The organism is Azorhizobium oxalatiphilum (assembly GCF_014635325.1).
Taxonomy (GTDB): domain Bacteria; phylum Pseudomonadota; class Alphaproteobacteria; order Rhizobiales; family Xanthobacteraceae; genus Azorhizobium; species Azorhizobium oxalatiphilum.
Genome location: NZ_BMCT01000012.1, coordinates 111685 through 128136, shown reverse-complemented (window position 1 = coordinate 128136; position 16452 = coordinate 111685). Strand labels below are relative to the sequence as shown.

At 66.1% G+C, this 16452-nt stretch carries 16 protein-coding genes; 7 read left to right on the top strand and 9 right to left on the bottom strand.

The features are described from left to right. Positions 1-371: 371 nt before the first annotated feature. Together IEW24_RS27195 and IEW24_RS27190 are read right to left on the bottom strand one after the other, a co-directional pair. A complete protein-coding gene (locus tag IEW24_RS27195) occupies positions 372-2330 on the bottom strand; it encodes a L,D-transpeptidase family protein (RefSeq protein WP_188584059.1) in 1959 nt (652 codons plus the stop codon). A 177-nt stretch (positions 2331-2507) separates the two neighbouring features. Then, the gene (locus IEW24_RS27190; RefSeq protein WP_188584058.1) at positions 2508-3221 is read right to left on the bottom strand and encodes a response regulator; all 714 of its coding nucleotides are present in this window, start codon (positions 3219-3221) and stop codon (positions 2508-2510) included. Between the two features lie 193 nt (positions 3222-3414). Between IEW24_RS27190 and IEW24_RS27185 the strand changes: the two genes are divergently transcribed. Beyond that, the gene (locus tag IEW24_RS27185) at positions 3415-5250 is read left to right on the top strand and encodes a M3 family oligoendopeptidase (RefSeq protein ID WP_188584057.1); all 1836 of its coding nucleotides are present in this window, start codon (positions 3415-3417) and stop codon (positions 5248-5250) included. Further along, entirely contained in the window at positions 5247-5642 is a 396-nt protein-coding gene (locus IEW24_RS27180; protein ID WP_188584056.1) for a GIY-YIG nuclease family protein, read from the top strand. Before IEW24_RS27185 ends, IEW24_RS27180 begins: the two co-directional genes overlap by 4 nt. Positions 5643-5648: 6 nt before the next feature. Here IEW24_RS27180 and IEW24_RS27175 read toward each other — a convergent pair whose 3' ends face one another. Continuing rightward, the gene (locus IEW24_RS27175) at positions 5649-6164 is read right to left on the bottom strand and encodes a GDSL-type esterase/lipase family protein (protein ID WP_244644702.1); all 516 of its coding nucleotides are present in this window, start codon (positions 6162-6164) and stop codon (positions 5649-5651) included. 169 nt (positions 6165-6333) lie between these two features. On the opposite strand from IEW24_RS27175, the gene IEW24_RS27170 reads away from it, so the two are divergent. Next, positions 6334-6642 carry a hypothetical protein gene (locus IEW24_RS27170; RefSeq protein ID WP_188584055.1) on the top strand — a complete coding sequence of 103 codons (309 nt, stop codon included), beginning with the start codon at positions 6334-6336 and terminating at the stop codon, positions 6640-6642. 93 nt (positions 6643-6735) lie between these two features. On the opposite strand, the gene IEW24_RS27165 is transcribed toward IEW24_RS27170, so the two are convergent. From IEW24_RS27165 to IEW24_RS27150, 4 genes are read right to left on the bottom strand one after another with little or no spacing between them, the layout of a single operon-like run. Next, complete coding sequence (locus IEW24_RS27165; RefSeq protein WP_188584054.1) at positions 6736-8133, bottom strand: NAD(P)(+) transhydrogenase (Re/Si-specific) subunit beta; 1398 nt, start codon at positions 8131-8133, stop codon at positions 6736-6738. Between the two features lie 10 nt (positions 8134-8143). Beyond that, the gene (locus tag IEW24_RS27160) at positions 8144-8599 is read right to left on the bottom strand and encodes a proton-translocating transhydrogenase family protein (protein ID WP_188584053.1); all 456 of its coding nucleotides are present in this window, start codon (positions 8597-8599) and stop codon (positions 8144-8146) included. Next, positions 8596-9750 carry a Re/Si-specific NAD(P)(+) transhydrogenase subunit alpha gene (locus IEW24_RS27155; protein ID WP_188584052.1) on the bottom strand — a complete coding sequence of 385 codons (1155 nt, stop codon included), beginning with the start codon at positions 9748-9750 and terminating at the stop codon, positions 8596-8598. The genes IEW24_RS27160 and IEW24_RS27155 overlap by 4 nt, the downstream gene beginning before the upstream one ends. 29 nt (positions 9751-9779) lie before the next feature. Then, positions 9780-9932 carry an aa3-type cytochrome c oxidase subunit IV gene (locus IEW24_RS27150; RefSeq protein WP_188584051.1) on the bottom strand — a complete coding sequence of 51 codons (153 nt, stop codon included), beginning with the start codon at positions 9930-9932 and terminating at the stop codon, positions 9780-9782. 305 nt (positions 9933-10237) lie between these two features. Between IEW24_RS27150 and IEW24_RS27145 the strand changes: the two genes are divergently transcribed. Continuing rightward, positions 10238-11422 carry a PA0069 family radical SAM protein gene (locus tag IEW24_RS27145; protein WP_373870149.1) on the top strand — a complete coding sequence of 395 codons (1185 nt, stop codon included), beginning with the start codon at positions 10238-10240 and terminating at the stop codon, positions 11420-11422. Between the two features lie 103 nt (positions 11423-11525). Beyond that, positions 11526-11990 (top strand): VOC family protein, encoded by a 465-nt coding sequence (locus tag IEW24_RS27140; RefSeq protein ID WP_188584050.1) that lies wholly within the window; start codon positions 11526-11528, stop codon positions 11988-11990. Between the two features lie 30 nt (positions 11991-12020). On the opposite strand, the gene cytX is transcribed toward IEW24_RS27140, so the two are convergent. Further along, positions 12021-13313, bottom strand: a complete 1293-nt coding sequence (gene cytX, locus IEW24_RS27135) for a putative hydroxymethylpyrimidine transporter CytX (RefSeq protein WP_188584049.1) — start codon at positions 13311-13313, stop codon at positions 12021-12023. 212 nt (positions 13314-13525) lie between these two features. Further along, on the bottom strand, positions 13526-14047 hold the full coding sequence (locus IEW24_RS27130; RefSeq protein WP_244644701.1) for a hypothetical protein: 522 nt from the start codon (positions 14045-14047) through the stop codon (positions 13526-13528). A 346-nt stretch (positions 14048-14393) separates the two neighbouring features. Between IEW24_RS27130 and groES the strand changes: the two genes are divergently transcribed. Both groES and groL read left to right on the top strand, forming a co-directional pair. Then, on the top strand, positions 14394-14681 hold the full coding sequence (gene groES / locus IEW24_RS27125) for a co-chaperone GroES (RefSeq protein WP_188584048.1): 288 nt from the start codon (positions 14394-14396) through the stop codon (positions 14679-14681). A 47-nt stretch (positions 14682-14728) separates the two neighbouring features. Further along, the gene (gene groL / locus IEW24_RS27120; protein ID WP_188584047.1) at positions 14729-16372 is read left to right on the top strand and encodes a chaperonin GroEL; all 1644 of its coding nucleotides are present in this window, start codon (positions 14729-14731) and stop codon (positions 16370-16372) included. Positions 16373-16452: the final 80 nt, after the last annotated feature.

Below are 16452 nucleotides of genomic sequence, written 5' to 3'. Positions count from 1 at the left end.
TCGACAAAATGGAAACCCGAGGCTCAAGTCTATCTGGACCGCGCGCGTACGCGCAGTGCGGAGCTCAAGAGAGTCTGCTGGGGTTCGGTTAAGGCCGCGTTGATGGCCGTCGCCCCCGTGTCACGGAACGGTGAGTACGGGCCGACTATGGCAGAATCGTGCCGGTTCCACGTGGCACGCAAGTTACAGGCAAGCCCTATCGCACGGATTTAACAGAATATTCTAGAGCGTGACCGCAACGCATCAACGCATACGCGACCAATTGCGGCGGCTCCGCGGCGAAAATTTCTTTGTCGGAAAGCAAGGTACACAAACGAAAAGAGCCCCTGCGAGAGGGGCTCTGGAGGCTGTGGACAGCGGGGAAGATGGTTTCAGCGTGGCACCGTGACCGTGCGCCCCGCCACCTTCTGCTCGTCATCCAGACGGAGCATTTCCTTCACCTTCGCATTCGTGCCGTACACATCCTCACGCGAGACGAGCCGACCCGCATCATCCACGAAGGTGGTGAAATAGACGAGGTGCACCGGGATGCGCTGCTTCAGCGTCAGATAGCGCTCCTTGCCGCCAAGCATCCCGCCGATCTTCTCGTCGGTCCAGTTGCCGCCCGGCATGCCGATGTTGAACACCACCTCGGCGAACTTCAGCGGATCCTGCACCCGGATGCAGCCGTGGCTGTAGGCCCGGCGGTCATTGGCGAACAGCGCCTTGGACGGCGTGTCGTGCAGATAGACCGAATGATCGTTGGGGAACATGAACTTGATGCGGCCAAGTGCGTTGCGCTCGCCCGGAGGCTGGCGGAACGAATAGCCACCCACGCCCTGCGCCCAGTTCACCGTGCCCGGATCCACCACGCGACCGTTGCGCACCACCTCCATGCCCTGGCGGGCGAGGAAATAAGGATCGCGCTGCAGGTTCGGCAGCATCTCCTTGCGGGCGATGCCCGGCGGGATGTTCCAATAGGGATTGAGCACGACATATTCCATGTCGTGAGTCAGCAGAGGGGTCTGGTTCTGCGGCTTGCCTACCACCACGCGGGTCTGGTGGATGGTCGAGCCGTCCTGAACCACGCGCACCACATATTCCGGGATGTTCACCATCAAATGGACGGCGCCCAGATCCCGCGGCAGCCAGCGCCAGCGTTCCATGTTGGCGATGATGTCGGTGCGGCGATCAGCCGGGCTGTCCACCCGGTTCAGGGCATCGATGGTGGCCGGACCAACCACGCCGTCGGCCGTAAGACCCGACGAGGACTGGAACGCCGTCACCGCATCCACCAGCGCTGCGTCGTAGGCGCGCTCGCCCGTCGCTGCGCCCTTCACATTCAGACGCGCCCGCAGGGTCGGAATGCGGGTATCCATGTCGCCGGGGCGCAGGGTCGGCCCGGCCGGCACGTGCACCGGCGTGGGGCCGGGCTTGTTCGCCTGCGCCAGCTTCGCCTTCAGCGCGAGATAGCCCTTGTGGGTGGGATTGTAGGCTTCCAGCGCCGCCGAGGCGTCCTTGTTTCCATCAAGGCCGGACAGTACCGCCACCGGATCGGGGAAGGTGCGCAGCGGCGTCAGCGAGGGCGAAACCCGCGAGGGGTCGAACCGGCCGGCCTGCGCATGGCGGGCATAGAGCAACGCCGACGCCGCAAGCCGGATCTCGGCCCGCGCCAGCGCCGAAAGGTCCGCATTGGCCGCCAGCTTGGGCACCGCATAGTCGCCGGGATCGAGGCCGTCCCGATCGGCCACGGCGAAGCGATCGATCACACTCTTGCCGACAGAGCTCAGCCCCTTCTCATCCACGAAGACGGGTGCATCCTGCCGCCCGGCATAGAAAGCCTGAATGGCATCCTGCTCACGGCGGGTAATTCCCAGCCCTTCAAGCGCCGGGACAGCAAGAAGCTGACGGACCTGCTCGGCGAGCGGAGCAAGCGCGGTCGCAGCCGGCGCCGTAGGGGCGGCGGCCTGCGCATCCACGGGCTTGGACCCGGGGGAAGCCACCGGGGCATCGACCACCTTGGCGTCAGCCGCGGCCTTTTCCTCATCCGGCTTGGCCGCAGCCGCCTTCGGCGCGTCCCCTTCGGGATGGGGCGCAGCCGGATCGGCAGCCACTGCGGCCGGAGACTGGCCTGCGGCTTGGGCAGGCTCAGCGGACGCCGTCGCCTGCGACGCGGCGGGCGCCACATCCACATGCGTCGGAGGCCAGGGCACTTCACCACTGGAAGCGAAGGCCGTCGCAGGCACCAGCGTCGGCAGGGCACCGGCGGCCAGCGCCGCGCCCAGCATCAGGCGGGCAAAGACGCGGCCAGCGGAGGGCCAGGGAAGAGGACGGTGCAAGGCACGCTTCATCAGACCAACTTCTTTCCGCCTGCCCCGCGCCACCGCGAGGTATGCTGTGAGGGACTATCCTGCGCAGGCCCCGGCCCTTCTACGCACGACAGAATCAAACCGGATGAGCAAGCATTGCCAGCAGCGGCGCAAAAGCAAAATCAAACCTGCTTTCGCCGGTGCAAGTCTGCACCCCTGTCACTCCGCGGCCACAGCCATAGCCTGCATTGGTTCCGGCACAGGCAACCCCAAAGCATTTAGCTTTCGGTAAAGCGTCGAGCGGCCGATCCCCAGCCGCCGCGCCACCTCGGTCATGCGCCCCCCATACAGGGACACCGCCGCGCGAATGGCATCCGCTTCCAGCTGCTCCATGGGCCGGACCTGCCCGAGGCCATCGAGCAATGCGAGCTGGGATGCCGCCGGCTCTTGCTGCGACTGGATCTGTGGCCACTCCACCGCAATGGCGCGGTCCGCATCGTGGGCGAGGCGCAGATGGGGCACAGCCGTCGCGGCACGCGGCGACGGGGCGGCCGATGCCGTCTGCGCGGCAGCCAGCGCCAACGCATTCGTGATCGCGACCCTGAGCCGAAGGGTGCCTGCCGGCTTCACCACGAAGTCACGGGCACCTGCCCCGAGCGCCGACACCGCACCATCGAGGCCGGCCGGCGTCACCGCCACCACCACGGGCAATGTCGCACCACGCGCGCGCAGCGCACCGAGCACGCCCATACCGTCCAGACCCGGCAGCACCAGATCGAGGAGCAGCAGGTCGAAATGCTCTGCCGCGAGGCGCTCCAGAACGCTGTCGCCATCCTCCACGCCCACCACCTCGTAGCCGAGGTTCGAGAGCGCCGATTCGAGCCGGCTGCGCTCCAAAAAGTCGTCTTCTGCCAAGAGGATACGAGGTGTCATGGGAATCCGGTCACGCACGAATTCCCCAAGCTTCACCAGTTGGGGTTAACGAAACGGTTCACGGTCGGCGCATCCGTCGCGTCATCCCCTGTGATGCCGTTTGCCCCTCACAAGGCCGCGTGCGGGCGTTGAAGCTGAACACGGTTGCGCGGTATGACCGGAGCACGTTCTTTTCCGCTGCTCTGGAGGCCCCATGTACGGTCCCGTCTCGTTCCTGACTCCCGAAGCCGCGCACATGACGGCCGGTTCCGAACATCTGCCGGAGTGGAACCTCGCCGACCTCTATGCCGGGATGGACGACGCGCGCCTGAAGACGGACCTCGCGGAAGCCGATGCCCTCTCCCTGAGCTTCGAGGCCGACTACAAGGGCAAGCTGGCGGACATCGCCGCCGCCCCCGACGCCGGAGCAAGGCTCGGTGAAGCGGTGAAGCGCTACGAGGCCATCGACGACCTGATGGGCCGCGTGGCCTCCTTCGGCAGCCTCGTCTATGCGGGCGACACCGCCGATCCGGCGCGGGCCAAATTCTTCAGCGACGTTCAGGAAAAGCTGACCGACAGCTCCACCCATCTCCTGTTCTTCACGCTGGAGCTGAACCGACTGGACGATGGGCAGGTGGAAGCCGCCTTCGCCGATCCCGCCTTCGGCCACTATCGGCCGTGGGTGGAGGACCTGCGCAAGGACAAGCCCTACCAGCTCGAGGACCGCGTGGAGCAGCTCTTCCATGAGAAGGCGAGCCCCTCGCGCGGTGCCTGGAGCCGGCTGTTCGACGAGACCATCTCTTCGCTCCGCTTCACCGTGGACGGCAAGGAACTGGCCATCGAGCCAACCCTCAACCTGATGCAGGATCCGAACGAGGACGTCCGCAAGGGCGCCGGCCTCGCGCTGGCCGAGACCTTCTCGGAGAATCTGCGGCTGTTCAGCCTGATCACCAACACGCTGGCCAAGGACAAGGAAATCTCCGACCGCTGGCGCGGGTTTGAGGACGTGGCCGACAGCCGCCACCTCGCCAACCGCGTCGAGCGCGAGGTGGTGGATGCCATGGTGGCCGCCATCCAGGGGGCCTATCCGCGCCTCTCGCATCGCTATTACGCGCTCAAAGCCCGCTGGTTCGGCAAGGACAAGCTGGAATTCTGGGACCGCAACGCGCCGCTCCCCAAGGTGGAAACCCGCGACATCGGCTGGGACGAGGCACGCGAGACCGTGCTCGGCGCCTATGGCACCTTCTCGCCGAAGATGGCGGACATCGCCCAGGTGTTCTTCGACAAGAACTGGATCGACGCGCCCGTGCGCCCCGGCAAGTCGCCCGGCGCCTTCGCCCATCCGACAGTCCCCTCCGCGCACCCCTATGTGCTGCTGAACTACCAGGGCAAGCCGCGTGATGTGATGACGCTGGCCCATGAGCTGGGCCACGGCGTGCATCAGGTGCTGGCCGCCGGCCAGGGCGCGCTGATGGCCTCCACTCCGCTGACGCTGGCGGAGACCGCTTCCGTGTTCGGCGAGATGCTGACCTTCCGCCGGCTGCTGGCGGCGGCGGAGACCCCGCAGGCCCGCAAGATCATGTTGGCCCAGAAGGTGGAGGACATGATCAACACGGTGGTCCGCCAGACCGCCTTCTACACCTTCGAGCGCAGGGTCCACACCGAGCGCCGCCAGGGCGAGATCACCGCCGAGCGCATCGGCGCCATCTGGATGGACGTGCAGACCGAAAGCCTCGGCCCGGCGATCAATCTCAGCGCCGGATACGAAACTTTCTGGACCTACATTCCGCACTTCATCCACTCGCCCTTCTATGTCTATGCCTATGCCTTCGGCGACTGCCTCGTGAACTCGCTCTATGCGGTCTATGAGAAGGCCTCCGACGGCTTTGCCGAGCGCTATCTGCAGATGCTGGCAGCGGGCGGCACCAAGCACCATTCGGAGCTTCTCGCCCCGTTCGGCCTCGATGCCCGCGACCCGGCCTTCTGGCAGACCGGCCTCGGCCTTATCGACCGCATGATCACCGAGCTGGAGCAGATGGAAGCGGCGTGAACCCGCTTCCTGCCAGCCTCACGGAACCGGCCGCCGGGGCTCTTGCCGCCCCGGCATCCGACAGCCCCTCGGCCGATAGTCTCTCGGCCGACGCCCCCGCACCGGCCATTCCGGCCACCCAGTGCTGGAGCGCCTATATCCTCGAATGCGGCGACGGCACGCTCTATTGCGGCGTGGCCATCGATGTCGCCCGCCGCATGAAGGATCACGCCACCCCCAAGGGCTCGCGCTATGTGCGCGGCCATGGCGGGGTCGCCCGGCTGCTGTGGTCGGCCGAGCTGCCCTCGCGCACCGTCGCCCAGCGGGTCGAGTATTTTCTCAAACGCGCCACGCGGGCGCAGAAGCAGGCGATCATCGCCGGCCGCGCGCTGCCCGCCGGCTGGCTCGGCTGACGCGCCTCACCTCAGCGCGGCGGCCACCTGCGGTGCCAGTTGCGCGGCGATGAATTTGTAGCCCTCCGGCAGAAGGTGCTGGCCGTCCGCCTGCCGTGGCTGGCCCGCGAACATCTGGTTGGGCACCATCACCACCTTGATGCGGCGCTTCTCCAGCTCGCCGGTCATGGCGGCCACGTTGGCGGCGGTCTGATCGGCCTGGTCCTTGAGCCTGTCGTTGCCGCCCGGCTGCAGGATCACCACCCGCGTATCAGCGGCCACCGCCGAGGGCAGCCGGGCGCGCATGCCGGCCGTGGTGTCACCGTTCACGCCGGCATTTCGCACGCTGACCTTGAGCCCCTGCGCCCGCAGCAACTGCTGCAGCTGGGCGGGATAATCCTGGCCTCGCGCGACGCCCTTGCCATAGGTCTGGCTAGCCCCCAGCGCCACCACCTCGGCCGCCTGCGCGACGCTGCCACACGCGACGGTCCCGAGCACCATGGCGGTGATAGCCACCGCCCGCGTCCTGCCCTGCTTACCCATTGCATCTCTCCCGCCGCCCCTCTCCACGCGGGCTGGCGGGGCGAGTGTGAGGCCGGCTCGAAAATGGGTCAATCATACCGCCAATCAGCACAAACATTCCGGGGCTGGTGCAGCAGCTCAGTTGGAGGTCTAGCCTCCTGCTAATCTCGGATGTGGGGAGATTAGCCTGATGAAGCCGGATTTGATTGCCGACATAACAATCTACGCTACGAGGGACGGCGGCAAAGCCATCCCAATCATTTCCGACTACCGCTGCCTTTGCATGAAATCGACGGAACCACCTTGGGAAGGATGGAGCGCGCGAATGCTCTTCGGTGGTGAGCCTATCCATCCCGGCCAACGGCGCCGGTCTGGCTTTCAATTTCTCTGCCCCGACGCCGTCGGCGTACTTCGTGAAGCAGGTCGGTTTTTTGTTTGGTGGGAAGGCTCCAACGTCGGGGGGGCAACCGTCTGCGCAAAAGACGGCAGCCCTGATTGAGCATTTCCTGCTGCGGCTATGTCTTCCCCCCGAAACGCAAAAGGCCCCGGCAATGCCGGGGCCTTTCGTTTGTCGTCTGCGGACAGAACCCGATCAGAGGTTCTTCACCACTTCCTCGGTGACTTTCTTGGCGTCGCCGAAGAGCATCATGGTGTTGTCGCGGAAGAACAGTTCGTTCTCAACGCCCGCATAACCGGAGCCCATGCCACGCTTGATGAAGAGAACGGTCTTGGCCTTCTCCACATCGAGGATCGGCATGCCGTAGATGGCCGAGGTCGGGTCCGTCTTCGCCGCCGGGTTGGTGACGTCGTTGGCGCCGATGACGAAGGCCACGTCGGCCTGGGCGAACTCGGAGTTGATGTCCTCCAGCTCGAACACCTCGTCGTAAGGCACCTGGGCTTCCGCCAGCAGCACGTTCATGTGCCCCGGCATACGGCCCGCCACCGGATGGATGGCGTACTTCACCTCGACGCCCTCTTCCTTCAGCTTGTCGGCCATCTCGCGCAGGGCGTGCTGAGCCTGAGCCACCGCCATGCCGTAGCCCGGCACGATGATGACCTTCTGGGCGTTCTTCATGATGTAGGCCGCATCGTCCGCCGAGCCGTGCTTGACCGGACGGGTTTCCTGCACGCCGCCGGCGCCCCCTGCCACCTCGCCGCCGAAGCCGCCGAGGATGACCGAGATGAAGGACCGGTTCATGGCCTTGCACATGATGTAGGACAGGATCGCGCCCGAGGAGCCCACCAGCGCGCCCGTGATGATCAGCGCGGTGTTGCCCAGCGTGAAGCCGATGCCGGCCGCCGCCCAACCCGAATAGGAGTTGAGCATGGACACCACCACCGGCATGTCGGCGCCGCCGATCGGGATGATCAGCAGGCCGCCCAGCACGAGGGCCAGGATGGTGATCACCCAGAACAGCGCGGACGAGCCGGTCATCACGAAGGCGATCACCAGCACCACCAGCAGCACGGCGAGGCCCGCGTTGATGAAGTGGCGCGCCGGCAGCATGATCGGCTTGCCCGACATGTTGCCGTTCAGCTTCGCGAAGGCGATGACCGAGCCGGTGAAGGTGAGCGCGCCGATGGCGGCGCCGAGCGCCATTTCCACGAGGCTCGCGCCGTGGATGTGGCCATAGTCGCCGATGCCGAAGGCGGCAGGCGCATAGAGGGCGGCAGCCGCCACCAGCACCGCCGCGAGGCCGACCAGCGAATGGAAGGCAGCGACAAGCTGCGGCATGGCCGTCATGGCGATGCGCTTGGCGACCACGGCACCCACGCCGCCGCCGATGGCGATGCCGGCGATCACCAGCACCCAGCCGAACACGTCGGCGGGCGGGGAGAGGGCCAGCGTGGTGAGCACGGCGATGGTCATGCCCGCCATGCCGAACAGGTTGCCCTGCCGCGACGTGGTGGGATGGGACAGACCGCGCAGCGCCAGGATGAACAGGATGCCCGCGACCAGATAAAGGACAGCAGCCAGATTGGCAGTCATCGGTGCGCCCTCACTTCTTCTTCTGGTACATGGCGAGCATTCGGCTGGTCACGAGGAACCCGCCGAAAATGTTCACCGAGGCGAAGATGAGCGCGATGAAGCCGAAGCCGCGCGCCCACCAGGTGTGCGTGGGATCACCCACCGTGGAGACGCCCACCGCGAGCAGCGCGCCGACCACGATCACCGACGAGATGGCGTTCGTGACGGACATCAGCGGCGTATGCAGCGCCGGCGTGACCGACCACACCACGTAGTAGCCGACGAACACCGCCAGCACGAAGATGGAGAGGCGGAACACGAAGGGGTCGATGGCCCCGCCGGTGGCCGCATGCGCTGCGGCACCGAGCGCGGTGGCGGCCTGATCGGCATAGAGCTGGGCGGCGGTGGCCGCCTGGCGTGCAACTTCAGCGGCCGCCTGCGCCTGCGCGGCGGCGTCCGCAGCGACTTGAGCAGTCACGGGGTTCATTGGGCAGCTCCCTCAGCGGGCTTGGGGGCGAAATTCGAGTGAACCACGGCACCATCGCGGGTGAGCAGCGTGGCCTTGACGAGTTCGTCATCCCACTTCACCGCCAGCGCCTTCGCCTGCTTGTCCACGAGGGTCTCGAGGAAGGCATAGAGGTTCTTGGCATAAAGCTGGGACGAGGAGGCGGCGAGACGGCCGGGCACGTTGAGATGGCCGACGATCTTCACGCCATTCACTTCGGCAACCTCACCGGCCACCGCGCCTTCCACGTTGCCGCCGCGCTCGACCGCGAGGTCGATGATCACGGAGCCCGGCTTCATGGACGACACCATGGCGGCGGTGATCAGGCGCGGGGCAGCCCGGCCGGGGATCAGCGCCGTGGTGATGACGATGTCCTGCTTCTTGATGTGCTCGGCGACGAGCGCGGCCTGCTTGGCCTGATACTCGGCCGACATGGGCTTGGCGTAGCCGCCCGAGGTTTCGGCCTGCTTGAACTCCTCGTCCTCCACCGCCACGAACTTGGCGCCGAGGGACTCGACCTGTTCCTTGGAGGCAGGGCGCACGTCGGTCGCCGTCACCACGGCGCCGAGACGGCGGGCGGTGGCGATGGCCTGAAGGCCGGCGACGCCCGCGCCCATCACGAAGACACGCGCGGCCGGAACGGTGCCGGCGGCGGTCATCATCATGGGCATGGCGCGACCGAACTCCGCCGCGCCGTCGATCACCGCGCGATAGCCGGCAAGGTTCGCCTGGGAGGACAAAACGTCCATGACCTGTGCACGGGTAATGCGCGGCATCAGCTCCATGGCGAAGGCATCAAGGCCCGCTTCCGCCAGTTTGCGCAGCGCATCCTCATTGCCATAGGGGTCCATGATGCCGATCACGAGCGCGCCGCGCTTGTAGGAGGAAATCTCCTCCGCGACGGGACGACGCACCTTGAGCACCACGTCAGCACCAGTGACGGCTTCCGCCGCGCTGGCGGCGATGGTGGCACCGGCAGCCTGGTATTCGGCATCCGTGATGCCTGACTTCAGGCCAGCGCCTGCCTGCACGGAGACTTCGGCCCCGAGCCCGACAAGGCGCTTGACCGTATCCGGGGTCGCGGAAACCCTCGGCTCGCCGAGATCAATCTCGGCGGGGACAGCGATTTTCATTTGAAACCTCAAAGAGTTCCGAGCGACGCTCAGAGGAGTGTAAACCACATGACGACCATGAGCAGCGCCACCGCAACCGTGCCCCATTTGGTCAGTGCGGTGAACAGCGCGTATGTGCGCTCGTGCTCGGCATAGTCATTGCCGTCAGCGGTGGCGTATTCGATCGCACCGTGCTCGGACATCTCAACCCCCCTGGCGGTTTGGTGGCCCTAGGCCCTTTAGCGGAGATGGGCTTCTGTGGCAACTTTATGGTGGTGGACAATATACCAGATCCATTGCCGATCAAGACCGAAACGATGCTGCATTGCACGCTTATGTTCTTGTTATGTTCCTTTCCGTGTTCTAGGTTGTGCGGATGGAACTGCACCGTGATTCCACCCCCGCCAGACGTTCCGCCGACCTTGCGGACCTATCCGAAGATCGGTGGGCCGACGCGCATGCGCGCCTGGAGGCAATCCGCCTCCGTGGTGCTCAAGCAGTTGAAACCGTGCAGAAAACCAAATCCGAACGGATCCTCGGACGACGCAAGGCGGAGGCCGAGCGGCCGCCGGTTTCCCCCCGCGTCGCCGAACAGGACAGGCTGGCCGGCGAGGCCGGTACCCAGGTGGACGCCGAGGCCCGTCGCGGCCGCGGTGCAACCTCGAACGCGGCCGGTCGCTTCGAACCCGCCGCCCGCATTCTCTTCGACGACGGCTGGCAGAATCTGGACGATTTGCCGCCCTTCCGCACCGAGGTCACGGAAGAACACGCGCGCACGGTCATAACCCGCAACCAGTCCCCCGACATCGGCTTTGATCGTTCGATCAACCCTTATCGCGGCTGCGAGCACGGCTGCATCTATTGTTTCGCCCGCCCGACCCACGCCTATCAGGGCCTCTCGGCCGGTCTGGATTTCGAGACGCGCCTGTTCGTGAAGCCGGATGCACCGGAGTTGCTGGCCCGTGAGCTATCGCAACCGCGATATCAGCCCCGCACCATCGCGCTCGGCACCAACACCGATCCCTACCAGCCCATTGAGCGCCGTTACGAAGTCACCCGCCGCATCCTGCAGGTGCTCTCCGACTTCGGCCATCCGGTGGGCATCGTCACCAAATCCGCCCTTGTGGCCCGCGACATCGACATCCTCGGCCCCATGGCCGAGCGCGGGCTGGCCAAGGTTGCCATCTCCATCACCACGCTCGATCCGCAACTCGCGCGGGTGATGGAGCCGCGAGCCGCTGCGCCGCATCGGCGGCTCGCGACCATTCGGGCCCTTGTGGACGCCGGCATCCCCACCGCCGTCCTCACCGCCCCGCTGATCCCCGCGCTCAATGACAATGAGATCGAGCGCATCCTTGATTCCGCCAGCCATATGGGCGCGACGGAAGCCGGCTACGTCACGCTACGCCTCCCGCTGGAGATCGCCGACCTGTTCAAGGAATGGCTGGTGGCCCATTTCCCGGACAAGGCCCGCCATGTCATGGCGCTGGTGCGCCAGATGCACGGCGGCAAGGATTACGACTCGACCTTCGGCAAGCGCGGCAAGGGCGATGGCCCCTATGCCTGGACTATCGGTCGCCGGTTCGAGATCGCGGCGCGGCGCCTTGGGCTGACGGGCCGCAGCGTGAAGCTCACCACCGCCCATTTCCGCCGTCCCACCCAGCCGGGCAAGCAGCTCGACCTGTTCGATTGAGCCGCTTCCGCAGAGGCCCGACGCGCGCCTGCTTCCAGTCCTGCGACGAGACACACGCTTCGAGCGTTTCCGACCGAGACGCATCCGACCGAGAGGAAACGCCATGACCGTCCATACGCCGCCCGCCTTCGGCCTGCACCTCGTGACGCTGGGCGTGGCCGACCTCCCCCGCGCCACCACCTTCTACGAAGCCATGGGCCTGTCTCGCCGCGATCGGGGGTCGGAGGGCGTGTCCTTCTTCGATGCGGGCGGCATGGCGCTCGCGCTGTTTCCCCGTTCCGCGCTAACCGCAGATGCCGGTCTTCCGGCCGAAGCTGCCCTGCCACCGTACGGCGCACCAGAGGTGTGCGGCCTGTCCCTCGCCTTCAATGTCGGGACGGAGGCCGCGGTGGAGGAGGTGATCACGCTCGCCCAAAGCCTCGGCGCACCGCTCCTGAAGACGCCGGAACGGGCCTTCTGGGGCGGCTACACCGGCTATTTCGCCGATCTCGACGGCCATATCTGGGAAGTGGCCCACAATCCCTTCTGGCCGCTGGATGATCGCGGCCGCCCGGTGCTGCCGGACTGATCCCGCGCGTAGCGGGCCGCGGCGTCGGTCTCAGGCCACGCGGCCCGCCTCCAGACGCGCCAGCAGGGCAAAGAGTGCGCCGGCCACGATCAGCGACGGCAGGGTCGAGCCGAGGCCCGGCAGATAGGCTGCGACCAGCTGGAAGGTGGCGATACCCACTGCCCAGGCCACCAGCCCCGCCACCCGCCAGCCCCCTGCGAACCAGTAGGCGCCGCCCATGCGGTCGATCTCCGCATGCTGCACGGTACGGCGGCGGACGATGAAATGGTCTGCCAGCACCACGCCGAACAACGGCGCGAACACCGAGCCGATGATCAGCAGAAAGCCTTCATACTGCGCCATGGGCACCAGCAGCGCGACCAGCGTGCACAGCGCGCCGAAACCCAGCGACAGCCCCCGCACCGATACCCGCGCCAGCGTGCCGCTTGACACTGCGGCCGAGTGGATGTCGGCGAACGCATTGTCGGTTTCGTCCAGCAGGATCAGCAGCAGCGCCAGTCCGCCCCCGGCGGTGGCCAGCGCCACAATAAGCGTGCCCTCGCCATTGGAGGCCAGCGCATAGGCCGCACCAAGGCCATAGAACCAGATGTTCGCCACCAGGAAGCCGAGCACGGTGCCCCGGAACACGCCGCCGGCCGAACGGCCGAAGCGGCTGTAGTCACAGATCAGCGGCAGCCAGGAGAGCGGCATGGCCGCCACCAGATCCACCGCGCCGCCGAAACTCATGCCGCCCGTACCCTCACGGGAGAATAGCTCCCTGAGATTGTGGTTCGCCAGCAGCCGCCAGGTCAGCCAGAGGGCCGCGGCGAGCAGGAGATAAAGCCCCCACGCGCGCAGGAAACGCCGCACGAAGGACACCGGCCCGGCAAAGGCGATGCCGGTCGCCAGTGCACCGAACAGCACCGTCCAGACATAAGGCAGGGTGATGCCGAAGGCGCTCTTCGCCAGCGCATCGGCGGCCTCGCCCATGACGATGATCTCGAAAGAGCCCCAGCCGACGAGTTGCACAATGTTGAGGAGCGTCGGCAGGGCCGCGCCGCGCAGGCCGAGGCTCGGACGCAGCATGGCCATGGAGGCAAGACCTGTGTCGGCACCGATCACGCCGACACAGGCCAGCAGCAGCACGCCCAGCAACGAGCCGACGAGGATGGCGCCGAACGCCATTCCCAGGCTCAGCGCCGGAACAAGGAAGGCGCCGGCCTGCAGAACGAGAAGCCCGATACCGAGGCTGAACCACAAGGCGAACGCATCACGCTGGGTAAATACCCGCTGGCCCGCCGGAACAGGGATCAGCGGGTCGTAACTTGTTTCTGGCGCGCTCATGTCGAGATCCACCGGGCGGGGCAGCAATTGCGATGAGCGCTGCCTCTAGAGACAAAACCCGGGGAGGTGAAATGGTTTTCGTATTCCGTATGACGGTTTTACCGATTCCAGCCTGCCGCCCTCCTGCCGGAAAGACGGCCGCCAAACGAAAAAGGGCCGGAAGCATGGCTTCCGACCCTCACTCAATACAAAAGGAAAGCTCCGATCCCGGATCAGCTGCAGCGCACGTACACCATGGTGCCGTAGCGGCCATTGATTTCCGTATCCACCCACTTCAGGACCAGCACCTTGCCGTCCCAGCGCAGGACCTGACGGTCGCGCGGGCCGCCGGCCGGATCTTCGGGCGGGCCGATGTAGGTGGGGCCGCCGGCTGCCTTGGAAACCAGGTCGCTCAGCTTGTTATCGTCGGCCAGATACATCTGCACGCCGTTATTGGCGCCAGCCGTGATGATGTAGGGGTTGCTGCACTGCGCCCGCGCCTGGGCCTCGGTGCGGCCGGCATCCTCGGGGCGGTGATAGGCGGCAAGGCCATAGCGGCCCACCAGCGAGGCGCCCGGGATCGGGCTCGTATATTGCGGCGGCGGCGGGGGCTGGGGCACGCTCGGCTCAGGAGTCGTCGTGCAGGCCGCGAGCATCAGGGCGGCGAGGCTGGTGATGCCGATGGCACTTGCGGTTCCGCGCACGCGCGTCTGGCGGGTGCCCGCAGAAGCCGGACGGACGAAAGACTGAGGCATTCACTTAACTCCGAGGCGAATTGGCCTGACAGTGCCGCAGGGGAAACGCACTGGCTCAGTTCGAGCTGAGGCCCGAGGACCATAGTGCGATGAAGCTGCGGCGTCGATCCCGGCATAAGGCGATGGAAGGTAATGGTTCTGCCACCGCGCCCACCGCGGTTTCAGGATCTACCCTATACCGTCCTAGTTACCACTTGGTTCCTGCCTCCTGAGACAAACCGCCGTCAATACCTTGACGCCGGGATGCCCCGATCTTATCTCCCGGCGCGAGTTTGGCACTCGCCTTAAGGGAGTGCCAGCGCCTGCGAGCCAGCCTCGCTCCCAATGCCCGAGAGGAACAGGTCCCATGTCCTTCCGTCCCCTGCATGACCGCGTGGTCGTGAAGCGCATCGAAGCCGAGCAGAAGACTGCCGGCGGCATCATCATCCCCGACACCGCCAAGGAAAAGCCCCAGGAGGGCGAGGTGGTCTCGGTCGGCCCCGGCGCCCGCGACGAAAGCGGCAAGGTCGTGGCCCTCGACGTGAAGGCCGGCGATCGCGTGCTGTTCGGCAAGTGGTCCGGCACGGAAGTGAAGATCGACGGCCAGGATCTCCTCATCATGAAGGAGAGCGACATTCTGGGCGTGATCGGCTGATCCCGTCTTTCGTCCGCTAGATTCCCCCTTATTCAGGAGAGCCTCACATGGCTGCCAAAGAGGTAAAGTTCGCCGGCGAAGCCCGCGAGAAGATGCTGCGCGGCGTGGACATCCTCGCCAACGCGGTGAAGGTCACGCTCGGCCCCAAGGGCCGCAACGTCGTCATCGAGAAGTCCTTCGGCGCCCCGCGCATCACCAAGGACGGCGTCTCCGTCGCCAAGGAGATCGAGCTTGAGGACAAGTTCGAGAACCTCGGCGCGCAGCTCGTGCGTGAGGTCGCCTCCAAGACCAACGACCTGGCCGGCGACGGCACCACCACCGCCACCGTGCTCGCCCAGGCGATCGTCAAGGAAGGCGCCAAGGCGGTTGCCGCCGGCATGAACCCGATGGACCTGAAGCGCGGCATCGACCTCGCTACCGCCGCTGCGGTGAAGGACATCCAGGCCCGCGCCAAGAAGGTCTCCTCCTCGGCTGAAGTCGCGCAGGTCGGCACCATCTCCGCCAACGGCGATGCCTCCATCGGCCAGATGATCGCCGGCGCCATGCAGCGCGTGGGCAACGAGGGTGTCATCACCGTCGAGGAAGCCAAGACCGCCGAGACCGAGCTCGAAGTGGTCGAAGGCATGCAGTTCGACCGCGGCTATCTCTCCCCGTACTTCATCACGAATGCGGAAAAGATGATTGCCGATCTGGAAGATCCCTTCCTGCTGATCTTCGAGAAGAAGCTCTCCGGCCTCCAGCCGATCCTGCCGGTCCTCGAGGCCGTGGTGCAGTCCGGCAAGCCGCTCGTGATCGTGGCCGAGGACGTCGAGGGCGAGGCTCTGGCCACCCTCGTGGTCAACAAGCTGCGCGGCGGCCTGAAGGTCGCGGCCGTGAAGGCTCCGGGCTTCGGTGATCGTCGCAAGGCCATGCTCGAGGATATCGCCATCCTCACCGGCGGCCAGGTGATCTCGGAAGACCTCGGCATCAAGCTCGAGAACGTGACGCTGGCCCAGCTCGGCCGCGCCAAGAAGGTCATCCTCGAGAAGGAAAAGACCACCATCGTTGACGGCGTCGGCGAGAAGGCCGAGATCGAGGCCCGCGTGGCGCAGATCAAGGCGCAGATCGAGGAGACCTCCTCGGACTACGACCGCGAGAAGCTCCAGGAGCGTCTGGCCAAGCTCGCGGGCGGCGTCGCCGTGATCCGCGTCGGTGGCTCCACGGAAGTGGAAGTCAAGGAGAAGAAGGACCGCGTTGACGACGCGCTCAACGCCACCCGCGCTGCGGTGGAAGAAGGCATCGTCCCCGGCGGCGGCGTGGCCCTGCTGCGCGCCAAGAAGGCCGTCGAGGCCCTCTCCTCCGACAATGCCGACATCGCCGCCGGCATCAAGATCGTGCTGCGCGCCCTTGAGGCCCCGATCCGCCAGATCGCCGAGAACTCCGGCGTGGAAGGCTCCATCGTGGTCGGCAAGGTGCTCGAAGGCGAAGGCAACTTCGGCTTCAACGCCCAGACCGAGCAGTATGTGGACCTCGTCGCCGAAGGCGTCGTGGATCCGGCCAAGGTGGTGCGCACCGCCCTGCAGGACGCGGCATCCGTGTCCTCGCTGCTGGTGACGACCGAGGCGCTGGTCGCCGAGCTGCCGAAGAAGGACGCCGGCATGCCTGCGATGCCGGGCGGCGGCATGGGTGGCATGGGTGGCATGGACTTCTGAGTCCAGCCTCTCAAGCCCAGAGTACGAGGGAGCCGGTTCGCCGGCTCCCTTTTTTGTTTGCACAACAGAAAAGACGCGGC

Excerpts from the sequence above, each read along its gene's own strand:
- IEW24_RS27195 (WP_188584059.1), bottom strand. The coding sequence starts at position 2,330 with ATGAAGCGTGCCTTGCACCGTCCTCTTCCCTGGCCCTCCGCTGGCCGC.
- IEW24_RS27190 (WP_188584058.1), bottom strand. The coding sequence starts at position 3,221 with ATGACACCTCGTATCCTCTTGGCAGAAGACGACTTTTTGGAGCGCAGC.
- IEW24_RS27185 (WP_188584057.1), top strand. The coding sequence starts at position 3,415 with ATGTACGGTCCCGTCTCGTTCCTGACTCCCGAAGCCGCGCACATGACG.
- IEW24_RS27175 (WP_244644702.1), bottom strand. The coding sequence starts at position 6,164 with ATGGGTAAGCAGGGCAGGACGCGGGCGGTGGCTATCACCGCCATGGTG.
- IEW24_RS27170 (WP_188584055.1), top strand. The coding sequence starts at position 6,334 with ATGAAGCCGGATTTGATTGCCGACATAACAATCTACGCTACGAGGGAC.
- IEW24_RS27165 (WP_188584054.1), bottom strand. The coding sequence starts at position 8,133 with ATGACTGCCAATCTGGCTGCTGTCCTTTATCTGGTCGCGGGCATCCTG.
- IEW24_RS27160 (WP_188584053.1), bottom strand. The coding sequence starts at position 8,599 with ATGAACCCCGTGACTGCTCAAGTCGCTGCGGACGCCGCCGCGCAGGCG.
- IEW24_RS27155 (WP_188584052.1), bottom strand. The coding sequence starts at position 9,750 with ATGAAAATCGCTGTCCCCGCCGAGATTGATCTCGGCGAGCCGAGGGTT.
- IEW24_RS27150 (WP_188584051.1), bottom strand. The coding sequence starts at position 9,932 with ATGTCCGAGCACGGTGCGATCGAATACGCCACCGCTGACGGCAATGAC.
- IEW24_RS27140 (WP_188584050.1), top strand. The coding sequence starts at position 11,526 with ATGACCGTCCATACGCCGCCCGCCTTCGGCCTGCACCTCGTGACGCTG.
- cytX (WP_188584049.1), bottom strand. The coding sequence starts at position 13,313 with ATGAGCGCGCCAGAAACAAGTTACGACCCGCTGATCCCTGTTCCGGCG.
- IEW24_RS27130 (WP_244644701.1), bottom strand. The coding sequence starts at position 14,047 with ATGCCTCAGTCTTTCGTCCGTCCGGCTTCTGCGGGCACCCGCCAGACG.
- groES (WP_188584048.1), top strand. The coding sequence starts at position 14,394 with ATGTCCTTCCGTCCCCTGCATGACCGCGTGGTCGTGAAGCGCATCGAA.
- groL (WP_188584047.1), top strand. The coding sequence starts at position 14,729 with ATGGCTGCCAAAGAGGTAAAGTTCGCCGGCGAAGCCCGCGAGAAGATG.